The 15,060-nt window shown below is 50.6% G+C and carries 11 protein-coding genes; 2 read left to right on the top strand and 9 right to left on the bottom strand.

Annotated features, from left to right (window positions below; translation table 11 throughout):
• Positions 1–29 precede the first annotated feature (29 nt).
• Positions 30–1,067, top strand: a complete 1,038-nt coding sequence (locus ABD028_RS09855; protein ID WP_343844570.1) for an oxidoreductase — start codon at positions 30–32, stop codon at positions 1,065–1,067.
• 205 nt (positions 1,068–1,272) lie between these two features.
• Here the strand turns inward: ABD028_RS09855 and ABD028_RS09850 are convergent, their stop codons facing one another.
• The 3 genes from ABD028_RS09850 to ABD028_RS09840 all read right to left on the bottom strand — a co-directional run bounded on the left by ABD028_RS09850 (position 1,273) and on the right by ABD028_RS09840 (position 2,579).
• Complete coding sequence (locus tag ABD028_RS09850) at positions 1,273–1,785, bottom strand: DUF6058 family natural product biosynthesis protein (protein ID WP_343844568.1); 513 nt, start codon at positions 1,783–1,785, stop codon at positions 1,273–1,275.
• A gap of 91 nt (positions 1,786–1,876) precedes the next feature.
• Positions 1,877–2,239 (bottom strand): antibiotic biosynthesis monooxygenase family protein, encoded by a 363-nt coding sequence (locus ABD028_RS09845; RefSeq protein WP_343844566.1) that lies wholly within the window; start codon positions 2,237–2,239, stop codon positions 1,877–1,879.
• The gene (locus ABD028_RS09840; RefSeq protein WP_343844565.1) at positions 2,220–2,579 is read right to left on the bottom strand and encodes an NIPSNAP family protein; all 360 of its coding nucleotides are present in this window, start codon (positions 2,577–2,579) and stop codon (positions 2,220–2,222) included. Before ABD028_RS09840 ends, ABD028_RS09845 begins: the two co-directional genes overlap by 20 nt.
• Before the next feature lie 72 nt (positions 2,580–2,651).
• Here ABD028_RS09840 and ABD028_RS09835 point away from each other — a divergent pair, with 72 nt between their 5' ends.
• Positions 2,652–3,398, top strand: coding sequence for an ArsR/SmtB family transcription factor (locus ABD028_RS09835; protein WP_343844564.1), 747 nt, complete (start codon positions 2,652–2,654; stop codon positions 3,396–3,398).
• Here the strand turns inward: ABD028_RS09835 and ABD028_RS09830 are convergent.
• The 6 genes from ABD028_RS09830 to ABD028_RS09805 all read right to left on the bottom strand — a co-directional run bounded on the left by ABD028_RS09830 (position 3,327) and on the right by ABD028_RS09805 (position 14,969).
• Positions 3,327–7,364, bottom strand: coding sequence for a hypothetical protein (locus ABD028_RS09830; RefSeq protein ID WP_343844562.1), 4,038 nt, complete (start codon positions 7,362–7,364; stop codon positions 3,327–3,329). The two genes, ABD028_RS09835 and ABD028_RS09830, sit on opposite strands and share 72 nt — an antisense overlap.
• 200 nt (positions 7,365–7,564) lie before the next feature.
• The gene (locus ABD028_RS09825) at positions 7,565–10,663 is read right to left on the bottom strand and encodes an efflux RND transporter permease subunit (RefSeq protein ID WP_343844560.1); all 3,099 of its coding nucleotides are present in this window, start codon (positions 10,661–10,663) and stop codon (positions 7,565–7,567) included.
• Positions 10,664–10,668: 5 nt separating this feature from the next.
• On the bottom strand, positions 10,669–11,703 hold the full coding sequence (locus tag ABD028_RS09820; RefSeq protein WP_343844559.1) for an efflux RND transporter periplasmic adaptor subunit: 1,035 nt from the start codon (positions 11,701–11,703) through the stop codon (positions 10,669–10,671).
• 207 nt (positions 11,704–11,910) lie between these two features.
• A complete protein-coding gene (locus tag ABD028_RS09815) occupies positions 11,911–13,278 on the bottom strand; it encodes an SLC13 family permease (RefSeq protein ID WP_102795579.1) in 1,368 nt (455 codons plus the stop codon).
• Positions 13,268–14,260: a beta-N-acetylhexosaminidase gene (gene nagZ, locus ABD028_RS09810; RefSeq protein WP_343844556.1), complete on the bottom strand. Its 993-nt coding sequence runs from the start codon at positions 14,258–14,260 to the stop codon at positions 13,268–13,270. The genes ABD028_RS09815 and nagZ overlap by 11 nt, the downstream gene beginning before the upstream one ends.
• Positions 14,261–14,333: 73 nt before the next feature.
• Entirely contained in the window at positions 14,334–14,969 is a 636-nt protein-coding gene (locus tag ABD028_RS09805) for a PilZ domain-containing protein (RefSeq protein ID WP_343844554.1), read from the bottom strand.
• Positions 14,970–15,060 lie beyond the last annotated feature (91 nt).

The following is a 15,060-nucleotide window of genomic DNA, read 5'->3' as shown; positions in this document are numbered from 1 at the left end:
TGCCCTAAATCCCATTGCCAGCCTTTTCTATGCAATCGATTAAAACTGCTGTTATCGGCTTTGGTTTATCAGCCAAGTTTTTTCATTTGCCCTTTATTCAAGCGTCAGCACAATTTAGCTTACGCGCTATCAGCTCTTCACAGACAGAAGCGGTTAGGCAGCAATATCCGGACGTTATGTGCTTTAATGACGCCGAAACCCTAATCGCTCAAGCGCAAGCCGAGCTGGTCGTCATCACAGCTCCCAATCAGGCGCATTTTTCTCTGGCAAAGCAGGCGCTGGAACAGGGCAAGCATGTATTAATAGAAAAACCAGTAACAATAACCAGTGAAGAATGTCGCCAACTTATTGAGCTGGCCAAGCGCCAGCGTAAACTGCTGGCCCCCTTTCACAACCGGCGTTGGGATGGCGACTTTTTGACCATCAGGCACCTGATTGAGCAAAACACGCTGGGGCAGATCAAGTTTTTTGAATCCCATTTTGACCGCTTCCGACCTGAGCCACAGCAACGCTGGCGCGAGAACAAAGAGGCAGGCAGCGGCATCCTGTATGATTTAGGTCCACATTTAATTGATCAGGCGTTAGCCCTGTTTGGCAGGCCGCAGGCCGTTACGGCAAGAGTATTAAAGCTGAGGCCCCAAGCTCAGGCAGTGGATTATTTCCATTTGCAACTTCACTATGCAGATAAAGAAGTAATACTGCATGCTGACCCATATCAGGCAGGCCCCAATCCAAGATTCAAATTACTAGGAACGAAAGGCAGCTACATCAAATATGGTTTGGATCCTCAGGAAGACAGACTAAGGCGCGGCATAACGCCAACTGAAGTCAACTGGGCAGCAGAGACGCCAGAGCAATATGGAACCCTTTATTGCTCCGCGGGCTCGAGTCAGATCCCGACGCTTACCGGTGGTTATCAGCATCTCTATCATCATCTGGCCGACTGCATCAATAATCACAGTGCTTTTACTGTCAGTACAGAGGATGCACTGATCGGCATTAGGTTGATTGAACTGGCATTACAAAGCCAGGATGTGGGCGGGACCATCAGCGTTGATAACAAGTAACGCCAACAGAAAAGTTAACCTAGTGCCCATATTGCGGATGTTTCTGCCACTGCTTACAAGGGCAACAGACAAAATAACATAAATACAAAATAGGGATTCTACTCCAACATGGCGGACCTACTTGGTCCACATGCTGCTAATGACAACAAAGCTTGCCTAAATTGTACCTAAACAGGCATGTCCCGAACTCATTGTTATCTATTTTTTATTCTGCAAAATCCGATAAATACCTGGCCCGCGAGCTGCCCGGATATTCATGCGCGGGAAAAGGCGCACAGGCTTTATTCAGCAACACTTTTGCCGACATTAGCAACTGCGTCGATGCATAATCTGTGTGCTGAAGCAAACTAAGCTCGTCAATCACAGCGATGGCCGCTTCCTTATCGACAATTTCTGCCACACGCCCGGTTTGGGTGCACAGACCGTAGGTGCCATTCAGAAAATGCAGCCATTCCTTTTTAATATGCTTATCAAGCTCAGCATTAAATGCACAACCAGAGGGGCAGAGTTGCATTTTTTTCAATATATTCAGTCGCTTTTTATATTGTTTATGGAACAGGTCAAACGCTTGATGGCCCGCAGATAGCCGGTCCAACTGTCTTAACCAGACTGGCGTGGCCCTGGCATAGTAGAGCACATAATGCTGCTCCTGATGTTCCGCTAGCACAGATTGGCACGTCAGCGATATCTTCACCCGATAAGACGCCTTAGGAGCCATACTCTGTTCCTGCCAATACCGCAACTGTTCCTGTGTGCAATTGCCCCGCGCAAGCAGCTGTGGTTCGCTCAAATATCGGCTTTGTAAATAATCAAGCAGTGCCATCATCTGCTCCATGGTGTCGCTGGCTGTCAGCAGGTGTCTCACTGCGCTGTTGTAAACCGTAGTCACGCAATATATTGGCAACCCTCAGGCGATAGTGACTAAACAAACCCGAGCGGCCTTTGGCCTGCGCCTGCCGGTGGGCTGGCAGATTACGCCAGTGCTGAATAGCGGTTTCATCGCGCCAGAACGACAGTGACAAATACCGGCCAGGCTCGCTCAAACTCTCAAAGCGTTCAACCGAGATAAAGCCGTCCATCTGGCACAGCTCCACCTTTAACTGCTCGGCAAGTTGCAGATATTCATCCATACAGCCCTGGTTCGGGGTTAACTCAAAGATGACGGCAATCATTTGCTTGTCCTGCTGAGACCAATGACAAATAACTCTGTGCTTCTGCTTCAAGGAAAGTGCGATACTCAGCAAGAATAAAACCTTCCTGTTGTGCAAACTTGAAATTCTGTTTTGCCGCAGGATCTTGCTTCAATCGCTGGCGATATGCTTCATACTCGGCCAGACTGGCAAAGCTGATTAAGCCGAATCCTTCAACATTGCAGCCTTCATAAGGCAGAAAGTAACCAACTAACTGGCCACCACAGGCAGGAATAATCTGTGCCCAGTTCTGGGCATAAAGGCGAAACGAATCCAGTTTGGCGGGATCCAGCCTGTAACGAATAAAGCAGGTAATGGTCATCACTTGTCTCCTGTTAGGTTTTGCGGCAGTCTAGCTGGCTATGATTCACTATGCTTCGATGGCCATCGAACTATGCCTGACACTCCCCCTTCCCTACCCCAAGTTGCCGCCTTGATTGGCGAGCCAGCGCGTGCCAGCATGCTGATAGCGTTAATGGCAGGAAAAGCACTGACCGCCACAGAGCTGGCGCTGGAAGCGGAGATCAGCAGCCAAACCGCCAGCAGTCATCTGGCCAAACTGCTTGATTCAGGGCTGCTACTGATGGTGAAACAAGGAAGACATAAATATTTTCGTTTGCGTAATGAACAAGTGGCTAGATTGATTGAAAACTTGCTGAACCTGACCAGCAGTTTGACTCAGTCTGCACATCAAACCGGGCCACAGGATCCCATGCTACGCAGGGCCAGAGTTTGTTACGACCATTTGGCAGGCGAGCTCGGGGTTCGTTTATATCAAGGGTTGTTGCAACAAGGACTGCTAGTTGAACAAGACAGCCAGGCCCGCCTGACCGAACAAGGCAAGCTGCACTTCAATTATCTGGGTTGCGACATCCTCACCCTTGAGCAAAGCCAACGGCCTTTATGTCGGGCTTGTCTGGACTGGAGCGAACGAAGGTTCCATCTGGCTGGCAGTCTTGGTCATTGGATACTGGAAGATATCCAGAATCGGGGTTGGGCCAAACGCATCCCGGACTCAAGAGCGATGCAGTTCAGTCAATCGGGAGAAAAAGCACTGTTGAAGCGCTATCTACTGCCCGACATTACTGCGAATAAAGTTTACGCTTCCAAGCAAGTTACCCACCAGTCCCAGCAGGCCTAATAACGACGATATCACCATATACAAAGAGTTACCGGAGAAAATCCCCAGCGCCACCAGTAACACCACCGCCATCAAGGTGATAGGAAGTCTATATTGGTGCCAGTGGCCGATATTACCCTGCAGGATCATCGCTTTGAGGTTTTCGACCGATTCGGCATGACGAACAAAGTAAGCAAAGCTCTGATTGGCGATACGAATGCGACCATGACGAACAATGATTAAACCATTGGCCGCTAATTGCTCCAACACCACCACATTGTTGGGGTTTACTCTTTTACCATAAGACAAATAGTACAGGGCCAACTTTTCAGCCGGGCTGCAGGCACTCCACCAAAACCGGAACAAGGCTTCAGCTTTGAGCAAAATGCGATGAACTGCCGACCATTCATCGGCCGTTTTCTGCTCGTCCTTGAGAGTAAGCCAGCGCAGGTCGTGGTAGACCTTGTGTACTTTAGGTTCAGGCATATTTACCAATTCTTTATAGACAAAATGTAACATCGGCATGGCCTGAACCTCCTTGGCAATAAAGTCCACATCCAAAGGCAGAATATCCTGATCGGCATTTTGTACCGTGAAATCTTTTAAGCAATCAGCCCAGGCCATGTACTCCAGCGCTGGCATCAATTCCCTATTACCTTCTCCAGGTAAATTGGCGGTGGCATTTACCTTACGCAGACAATGATAGTCACAATAAAGATCCAATCCGGCTAGCTTATCCTGTTCCTTAAGCGCCTTGAGTTGATTGAGCAAGTCCAGTAACTGGCCTCTGGCCTTTAAATCCTCCAATGCGTGTTCCAGATTATACAGGCACAGATGGTAACGGTTTTGTGACCATTCAATGGCGATTCTGATACCGCAAAAACTGCCAAGATTATCTCTTGAAAAAAGCGGGCACAACGCCAGTAACTTGTCTGTCAGACTAATTGCCTGACGGTTATGCTGCTGATACTGCTGCACATGCCTGTCGAGGCTCTGGCCCTTTTGGTATACGGAACGAAGGAAGATACACAACTTGGGATCAGGACTATGGTACTTGGAGGATTTAACCTGCTGATGCAGGCGGTTAAGATGGCGTAGCAGATTCAGACTGCCAAATAGCCGAACATACAACACATCTCGGTTCAACCCTACCCACAACACTATCAGTAAGACCATACCTGCACTGACCAGCAAAATATTCGGCCAGGGACTGGCATTTCTTTGGATATCTGTATCAGCACCACTGGGGCGGCGACCAAAGACATAACGTTGTAGCCATTCATGAATATCAGTGAGCTGAGTAAAATGACCGAAGGACATAATATCCTCGGGTTTGCGCGCATTGACAATTCCGCGGTCTTGCAATGGGACATCAGGCAAAGCTTGCCCCATTTTCTGTGTATTGACCTGTGAATGATAGAAGTAGCGGTTACGTATTTCCTGTTGCCATTGCGCTGTGGCGTTTTGCCGCGATTTACTTAGCTCCTGATAATACCAACTCAGCGCGCCGCCATTAGCAGGAGCAAGTTGATTTAGATAAAAGGTCAGTAAAACACTGGCAGCGGTGAACACCAATAGCAGATTAAACCAGCCTATGCCTACCCGTATTGGTTTCACCCTTAGCTGAATATGCCGGTTTTCCCTGCTCATACGCCAAAAATGCCAGCTTCCCCATAACAAACCTAATGTGGCATAAAGCAGCGCCATAAAAACAGCAAAAAATTGGCGCTTTGCCATTGAGTAATCCAGCGCCGCGCCGCACCAGTACCCGGTTAAAATTGCCGCAGTTAACACAGAGGTAAATAGCACCAGCTTGCGCCTGTCAATTACGAGAGGGATATGCAAGGCCGTTTTTATTTTTCCGGTATCGACCAAGCGCCGCACCAGAGCCACGGTAATGTAGCTTACGGCACAACAACTCAGCAGCAGAACGAAGTTTAACCAGAACATATTGGTCATATAATTATTCAGGGCATCTGATGGGATAAACACAACAACGGACCAGGGTTTGATCTTGCTTTGCACATGAACAAACCACCCAGGAAAACCGTGATAGTGCCCGCTGAGCGGTCGAATATCAGCCTCCTCATTGTACCTTTTGCTATCTCGCTCAGCCTGCAAGGAAAAACGCAGTGCCTCTGTCCCCAGATCACCACTGTCCAACTTTTCTGTCAGGCTGTAGCGAGACTGGTCATGAAACAGCACGTCGCCACTGCGTCTGTCGATAACCATTCTGATAAAATCCTGGTAGTGCCTGGCGTTATCTTCCGGTATCTGCAGGGACGGCAGAAATATATCCCCTACAATCTCAAAAAACTGTCCCCCTTTTGGCAGCGCCAGGCCCAGTGTGGTACCCAGGGTACCGTCTTCAATATTGCGCAGTCTTTGAATATAAAACTGCAGTGTCCCACCCCAGTCAGGTGCATAATCTGCCACTGGCCAGCCCAGCCCCTGTCGCACGGTTTGAAAATACTGACGTCTGGATAAGTCGGAAAACTTACTGGAACCATATTGCTCCACATAGGAAAACCTCGGCCCGCGCTGAACACCGCTACCATCCACCAGAGAGGCCTGAATCAAGGTCGGCTCAAATGCAAATTCTGTGTGTGCCGTCATCGGTGGCTGTTCATCTGCACATTGACTGATATTGGTGTCGGTAAAGGCAAAACGAGCGGCATCGAAAACCGTCCAGATTGCCCCTTGACGATTGGATTGCAGTTCACTATTGCAGGTCAGGGTCATCGGCTGGTTTTCAATATCTAACCATGGACTATGCTTTTTAAGCTGTTGATGTAGCGCTTCCTGAGTCAGAGCCTTGTTTAGTGAATGGTCTGTTATCAACTGGTTGTAAAAGCTGTGTAGCGGCTTAAGTTGAGTGAAAATGCGGTGTAAGTCTGAATTCAGATTGTTTGCAGTTCGCTCAGCCAGTTCAAATGCCCGCAACGCCTTGTCACTTTTCTCCAGTTGCATCTGAGCATAGGCCAATGACAGCGCCACTACTGCAATAAATAACAAGTAGGTACTGTACATCGTAATACGGTAAAACAACTCATCCACCGTCTGATGTACCGACAGTAGAAACAAACGCAGCATCACCCAGGCAAAAACCAGGGAAATCATACCAAGCAACCACTGCCCCCAGGTCCAGCGCTCACTGCTGTTAGAAGAAAGCTTTTCACTGGGCAGGACACCCAGTAGGAATACCGGCTGTTGCCCCAGCCTGAATGGATAAAAATACAAACGGTAAGCACCCGGGTTTATCTGAATATCCAAGTAATGACTGAACCCCGGCAGCAATACTTTTTCATCCATAGAGATGTTGCTGTTCTTGCCACTATTGCTCAAAAGTTGCAGCCAGTCGCGATTCAGTTCAACGGCTATTTGCTTACTGAATTCGTCGACATTCACTACAGATAAAACCGGATTGGTGCCGGTATCCGCCAGAATGCTGTTATCTTTATGTACCAGCAGTAGCTGACTGAAATTGCGCTTATCTGAGTCCATCAAATCGGCCAAATCCAACTGCCAGCATACCTTGGCATCGCTATTGGATGCCGTACTTCCACTGTTAGTCACCGGGAAGATGATGCGATTCTCTTTCAAGGCTAACACCCCTGGCAGGCTTAATGACTCGGTCTGTGTTTGTGCAGGGGCGGGGGATGCAGGTTGTAATTGGCACTGTGCCAGTTGTATTTGTCTGGCAGAGGGAAACAAAGTTTTAATTCTGGTTTGGTTGGATTGGCTGAAACTATTGGTATCCCAACTGGTGAGCGTATCCAGTTGTTCCAGCTTCTGCCTGAATCGCAGGGAAATACTGGCCAGTTCACTAAAATAGTTGCGATTTACTGCCTGCTCGTGTTCACGAAGATGGTCATAATAGACATACCCAAGCAGCATCAACACAATCAGTAACAAAGGCAACCAGATAGGTAATCTGGCTGCTTTTTTGCCATTGGTGCCTACCCCTGCCGGGTTGTTATGACTCATGCTGTCCACTCTTTGTTATCGCCAATCCCAAGCAACAACAAAACAGATGCTAACAACCGGAACGTCTGGGCTATAGGGTACAGTGATACAACAAGTTAAAATCTCTCACCGACCGCTACAAATTGTAGCTTAATTCCTCCTAAGTCACTGAGAATGATAGTGAAGACAAAAATGGGCCGGATAGTAACCCAGCCCATTTATCAATGATCTAACCCTTGCACGGCGTCCAGTTCACGTTCCAGACGTTCACTTTCATCGGCCCTGGGCTTAGTAAAACGAGCCAAAGCCAGATACAACACCGGGGTTAGATACAAGGTAAACACCACCGCCAGCCCAAGCCCGCCGAATACCACCCAGCCTATGGCATTACGTGCCTCGGCGCCTGCACCGACAGATAAAATCAGCGGCAAGCCACCCAATATAGTAGAGAACAGCGTCATGGCAATAGGACGCAGGCGAATAACCGCGGCCTTCTCCACTGCTTCGCGCACCCCCAGGCCTTTATCCCGGAGCTGATCGGCAAATTCCACCAGCAAAATGGAATTTTTTGCCAGCAAACCAATCAACATCACCAAGCCGATTTGCGAATAAATGTTAATCGAGGTACCGGTTAAAAACAGTGCCAGCAGTGCCGCAGCAATGCCAAAAGGTACGGTTAACATTACCACTACCGCACTATTAACACTTTCAAACTGTGCGGCCAGCACCAGCAGCACAATAATAAAGGCCAGCACATAGGTCAGCAGCACTTCATAAGCGGTTTCCTCAAAGGTCAGGGCCTCGCCTTTAAACACCAGCGCGATGCTGTCCGGTAAACTTTGCTCGGCCAACTGACGCAACTGTTCTACCGCTTCAGCAATAGACATATCCGCTGGCAGCTCCATATCCATCTCAATGGCACGGCGCTGGGCATAACGTTCCAGTTCAGCTGCCACCCCTTCTTCACTGATATTAGCCAGACTTGAAAGCGGTACTAGCTGACCACTGCGTGAGCCCACATAAAGATTGGACAAATCGCCCGGATCGTTAATGGTGTGATTTTGCGCCTGCAGCATAATGGGAATAGACTGATCGCCTACATTTAAGTCCGCCACATCGTCACCGTTGATGGCAGAGCGCAGGGTAGTGGCAATATCCGACAATGCCACGCCTAGTTCTTCGGCCCGTCGTCTGTCGATATTGACGCGAAGTTGCGGCTGGGTGGGCTGATAGGAAATCTCCACCTTGCCCATTTGCGGCAGTTTTTGTTCAATCTCTTTGGCATAAGCCAACGCGGCGGCATAGATCCTGGCATAATCATCACCGGTTAGCGCCAGCTCAATGCCACCGCCCTGACCGCGCAAATCCAGACTGTTGGAGCCAAATGCCCGGCCCGGTGCGCCGGGATTTTGTGCCAGCGGCCCACGAATCTCATTGATGATATCCTGCTGGCTGTGTTTACGCTCGCTCCAGTCCCGCAGTGGCACGGTAATAAATACAATATTCGGGTCCCACTGCCCTACAACGGTGTAAATAGAATCAATATCGCCGTCGTCCACATAAGGCAACAACACTTCTTCCATGGCCCTGGCCTGTCGGTCCATAAAATTAAGTCCAACGCCATCCGGCCCGCGGGCAAAGATACGGATTTTGCCGCGGTCTTCGGTGGGCAGCAGTTCGTTTTCCAGATAGTGGTACAGACCACTGGCGGCTCCAGCGGCCAGTAAACAGGCAAAAAAGGTTAGCCAGGCGCGGTCCAGTACCCAGTGCAGTGAGCGGCTGTAGCCTTTTTGCAGACGATAGCCAAAACGACTGAATAGATGAGTTCCGCCATTTTTCACCGGCAGTCTGGCCGTCAGCGCCGGCACCAGTGACAGTGCCACAAAGGATGAGATAATCACTGCCCCGGCCAATACCCCGCCAAACTCACGGAACAGTCGTCCGGCGGTGGATGGCAAAAACGCGATGGGCACAAACACCGCAGCCAATACCGCCGTGGTGGCAACCACGGCAAAAAATACCTCCCGGCTGCCAATCACTGCGGCCGCTCTTGGCCCCAATCCCATACCACGACGACGTTGGATATTTTCCGATACCACAATGGCATCATCGACGATAAGGCCGGTAGCCAGTACCAGAGCCAATAAGGTGAGAATATTAATGGAAAAACCCAGTGCCCAGATAATGGCCAGGGAACCGACCAGCGCCACAGGGATAGACAGTGCTGGCACAATAGTGGCACGCCAGGAGCCAATAAATACCCAAAGAGTGGCAATCACCAGCAAAATGGTCAGTCCCAGCGAGGTGATCACCTCCTCCACCGAGCCACGAATAAACTGAGCATCATCTGAGGTGACTTGCAACCTGAGCTCCGGAAAACGTTTTTCCAGACGCTTGACCATCGCCAGCACTTCATCGGAAATCTCTATGGTATTGGAACGGGCCTGGCGAATAATTTCCACGCCAATCACGGGTCTGCCGTCCAGTCGTACAAAACTTTGCGCATCGGCCGGGCCGAAATACACAGATGCAACATCGCCAATGCGGGTGTCGCCTTGTATCACTATGTCTTCCACCTGGGCGGCGGTTACCGAGGTGGCATCTGCACGCACAATCAGGGTTTGATCGGTTGAACGTAAGCTACCGGCTGGCACATCAAAAGGCGCCTGACGCAGCACTGCGGCCACATCGGGCACGGTCAGATTAAAACTGGTCAGGCGCAGCGGGTCAATCATCACCCGCAGTACCCGTTCTCTGTCGCCGTTTAAGCGCACATCCGCCACACCAGGAATACTCAGAAACAAGGGAGCCAGGTCGGTATCCACCACCTGAGTCAGGGCTTCCAGTTCCAGTTTGTCACTGGATACCGCCAGGCTTACCACGGATTCTGCATCATTGTCTGCCTTGATAATGGACAAGCGCTCCACATCATCGGGTAATTCCCGCTGTACCCGGCTGACCGACTCACGGGTTTCATTGGCGGCGTCATCTAAATCTATACCGGGGCGAAATTCCACCACGATACGGGCAAAACCTTCCTCACTTTGCGCGCGGATAGACTTAACGCCGCTGACCCTGGCCACCGCCCCTTCCAGCTTGCTGGTCACTTCGGTATCCACGGTTTCCGGTGAACCACCCGGGAAACTGGCTGTTACAGTGACAATAGGCCTGTCAACATCCGGCAATTCCCGCACTTCAACACCGTTGATAGCAGCAAAACCGGCGATAATAATCAGCAGATTTAACACCACGATCAGCACCGGACGGCGTATGGACAGCGACGGCAAATCGTTACTATGCAGGTATTGTTTAAAACTCATAATGCTTACCCATTTGCCGCCATCACAGTCTGACCATCACGCAGGCTTTGAATACCTTCGGTGATTAACTGCTCGCCCTCACGCAAAGCACCAGACACCAGCAATCGTCCTTTCAAACGCTGCTTAATCTGCACTTCAATTCGTTCGGCTTTGTTTTCTCTTGCCACCCACACATAAGCACCATTGGCCCCCCATGACAGTGCCACTTCAGGAATCACCGCATGGCTGTCCCCTTCAATATGCAGCGCCACGCGAAAACTCATACCCGGCAGGAAATTATCCTGAGTATTGTCAATGATGGCGCGCACGCCAATAGTGCGGCTGGCACTATCAACACGCGAATCAATCTGGACAATGCGGGCCGGGATCTCCTGCTGCTGGTTCTGCCACGGCCTGAGGTTTAATGTAGCGCCTGATTGCAACAGCCCCAGTGCTGCTTCAGGGGCGCGGAAATTAACAAACAACTGTGTGCGGTTATCAATGCTGGTAATGGCTGTCTGCAAGTTAATCCGGTCACCCACTTCCACATCAGTAAGACCTAACACACCGTCAAAAGGCGCTATCACCTGGCGATCCTGCAACTCGGTATTAGCCTCATCAAGCTGGACTTTAGCCAGGTCGCGCTGGGTTACCGCGTCATCCAGTTCACTTTGCGCAATCGCGCCACGTTTACGGTTCTCTTGCAAACGCACAACCGTACGCTCGGCATCGGCCAGCAGAATTTTTGCACGCTCAACTGCGACTTTCTGACGGCGGGCATCCAGTTCCAGCAGCAGTTGCCCCTTAACCACCCGTTCACCCGGCTTAAAATGGACGGCAACCACCCTGTCAGCTACCGCGGGATAGAGCACCACCGACTGCAATGCTTCTGTTGTGCCAACCGCCTCCACCCGGCTGCTTTGCCGTTCAAACTCTAAGGGGCTGGTCAACACTTTAGCGGGTCTGGCGGCAGGTCCGGCCTGGGCCGATACCCCTGCACTGAAAATGCCACACAGCAACATTAAACACCCGCACACCGCAGCAGGCATAAACAACTTCATAGGATGTCCTTGAGATATACCATGCCCGCCATCTGCGGCGGGCAAAATTTTAATTTCATCAATGGGGTACGAACTATAAAGCAAGTCTGATCAAACATATCCCTGACTTCGACAGACTGCTGAGACAAAGCGCTTAAATAGCGAGAGTTAACCTGATGCGGCTGTTTTTGTCATGGCCTTGACGCAATCTTTACAATTCAATCAACGTCAAGCCAACACCACATACACCACCAGGGTTACGATAACGGCTACCATAATATTCAATACCAGGCCTTCCCGGGCCATAGTGCGGATCGACACTTTGTCGGTACTGTAAACGATGGCGTTGGGCGCAGTAGCAACCGGCAACATAAAGGCACAACTGGCACTAATGGCAGCCGGAATCATCAGTAGTTTAGGATCAACTCCTGCAGCCACCCCGGCGGTGGCCAGTATCGGCATCAATAAGGTTGCTGTTGCCGTATTGGAGGTGATCTCGGTTAGGAAGGTCACAAACAGACACAACACCAGAATTAGCAGCAAAACCGGCAGATTCGATAAGCCACCCAGCCAACTACCCATGGCCGCACTCAAACCTGATGCATCAAAGGCTTTAGCGATACAAATTCCGCCCGCAAACAGCAGCAGCATGCCCCAGGGAATATCGTTGGCGGTCTGCCAATCCAGCAGTTTTTCCCCGGCTTGTTTACCTGTAGGGGTCAAAAACATGGCCACTACCCCAGCCAGGGCGATGGTGCTGTCGCCAACTGATTCAAGCCCAAACCAGGCTGTCCAGTAAGGTCTGAAGATCCATGCCAGAGCCACAATGGCGAAAACATAAAGTACCCGCTTCTCGCCGCTGTCCCATCGACCCGCAGCAGGAAGTTGAAGGTTATCCAGCTTTCCCAGTCCTCTTGTCAGCCACAAAGCCATCAGCGGTATGGCGATTAACACAATGGGTAAGCCAAAGGCCATCCAGTCTAAAAAACTCACCTCTTGTCCCTGGCTTTGGCTATATACACTCATAAAAATAATATTGGGTGGCGTGCCAATCGGAGTACCCACGCCGCCGAGACTGGCCGAATAGGCAATTCCCAGCAAAATAGCGGCAGACAGGCGTGCATCCTCAACCCGCTTTAACACCGCCAGGGCGATGGGCAGCAACATTAAGGTCGTCGCGGTATTGGATATCCACATAGACAACAGAGCTGCTGTCAGCATAAAGCCGAGTACCAGGCGCCTGGCGCTCTGTGCACCGGTCAGACTGACCATATAGAAGGCAAACCGACTGTGAACATTGGATTTTTCCAGGGCCTTGGACAGCATAAAAGCGCCCATCAGCAGAATAATCACATGGCTGCCCAGCGACGAGGCCGCCTGCTGATGACTCAGCACCCCGGTTAACGGAAATGCCGCAAAAGGAATTAAAGAGGTAGCCGGAATCGGCAAGGCTTCAGTGATCCAGTAAAATGCCGTCAGCAAGGTAATGCTGGCGGTCCACACAATGGGTAACGGCAGTCCCTGTTGGAACAAAAAAAGCCACAACAATGTGGCAAGGCCCGGCCCGCTGAAGAGTAGTAATGTTTTAACCGGCATGCAGGCTTTCCACCATCCTGTTGGCTGATTGCCATTGTGCTTTGCGCTGCAAGTCGGTCAGATCAGATGCAGGTCCTTTTTGTAAGGCCTGCAGCCGTTCGCTGGCCTGATAAGTGGATGGCAAGGCATCCAGCACCTGAATGGCGCCGTCGCGATGCCCACACACCTGCACCATATCGCAGCCCGCATCCATGGCCTGTTTGGCTCTGTCACCAAACTCTTTGACGGATTTAGCAGCCATTACTGACAAGTTGCCGGAAAACACCACACCGTCAAAATCCAGCTCCTTACGCAGAATGTCACGCAGCCAGCGCCGGGAAAAACAGGCTGGCAGCTTGTCTACTGCAGGATATGTCACATGAGCAGGCATAACCGCATCCAGCAGCCCTTGTTCATGCAGGGCTTTAAACACCCGCATATCATGATTGCGGATTTCCGCTTCGCTGCGTTTATCCACTGGCTGCTCAGCATCCTGAACATAGCCCAGGCCGGGAAAATGCTTACCTACGGTTTTCATGCCCGCCTGATGTACGCCTTTAGCAAAGTGACCAGCCAATTCAATCACATGCTGAGACTTGCTGTGAAAAGCCCGGTCCGCCACCAACGGGGAATGGCCATGAATATCCAGAACCGGCCCAAAACACAAATCAATATCCAGGGCCAGCAGCTCGGCGGCCAGCAGCCAGCCCAGTTGCTGCGCCAGTTCGCAGGCTTTGTCCAGATTACCTTCAGCACTTCGATACAGCGATGCCATGGCTGGCAGTGGACTGAGACCAGATTTCAAAACTTGTTTATTGCCGCCTTCCTGCTCCAGACCTACCAGTATCTTATTACGCGCATGTTGACGAACCTGCTGAATTAACTCCGCAAGCTGCTTTAGATCATAAATATTCCGACCGGTTAGCATCAAACCACCAACCAGTGGGTGGTCGATGATTTCTTTTTCTTCGGCGCTCAGTTCATGACCGGCCAAATCGAGCATCAGGGGCCCCATGGCATTCCTCTTTGCCTAAACCAGGCCATCACTTTAATTAAATGTAAATAAAAGGCAATGCTCAGGGCAAAGTCTGTACCCAGGCTTGCGGCGCTTCAAACTGCAACCCCAGACAGAATCCTTCTTCTTCTTCGCGATGATTGCGTACTTTGGCAGTGTGGGTAGCGCCCTGACTTTGCGGGCAATCAATCACAAGCTTCAGCACTTGTTGCTGCCATTCGTGCACCGCTGGTTCCTGCGGCAACACCAGTCTGCAGCCACCTTCGGAAATATCAATAATCTGTCCAACAAAAGAGTGCTCACCTATGCTGGCGGTGGCTGGCAAATTCACTTCGCTACGCGCGGTATCGCGCAGACTGCGCCTAAACACGTCTTTGGGAAAGGCCAGAAATATCAGGTGATCAGGGTGTCGAATCAGTTGCAGTATCTCGGCCTTAAAAGCAAATATCTCACCCAATGTCTCTTCCACCAGATAACGGCATACCACCATCATACCGGTAGTCTGCTCGCCGACAGGCCAGTTGTTTGGATCGTAACGAAGGGCAATATAGCGGCCAATACGCAGGCCCATTAGCTCGGCATGATAACGACGCTTCTGCAGCTCCAGTAACTGAATATCAACCCTGACACCAAATTTCAGGTGATCTATCCAATATTCCTGTTCCGCCTTATCAGTATCCTGCTGCTCACCTGCCATGATAGGTCCCCATTGCTTTATGCCGCTTTGGTTTTGGCGAAAAGAGACGGCATGCCTGCGATGCTAAAAAGATGAAGCACTTCCCTGAGGG

The sequence above is a fragment of the Bowmanella denitrificans genome, assembly GCF_039522935.1.
Classification (GTDB): domain Bacteria; phylum Pseudomonadota; class Gammaproteobacteria; order Enterobacterales; family Alteromonadaceae; genus Bowmanella; species Bowmanella denitrificans.
The sequence above is the reverse complement of the archived record's forward strand: the minus strand, read 5'-3'. Positions and strand labels throughout refer to the sequence as shown.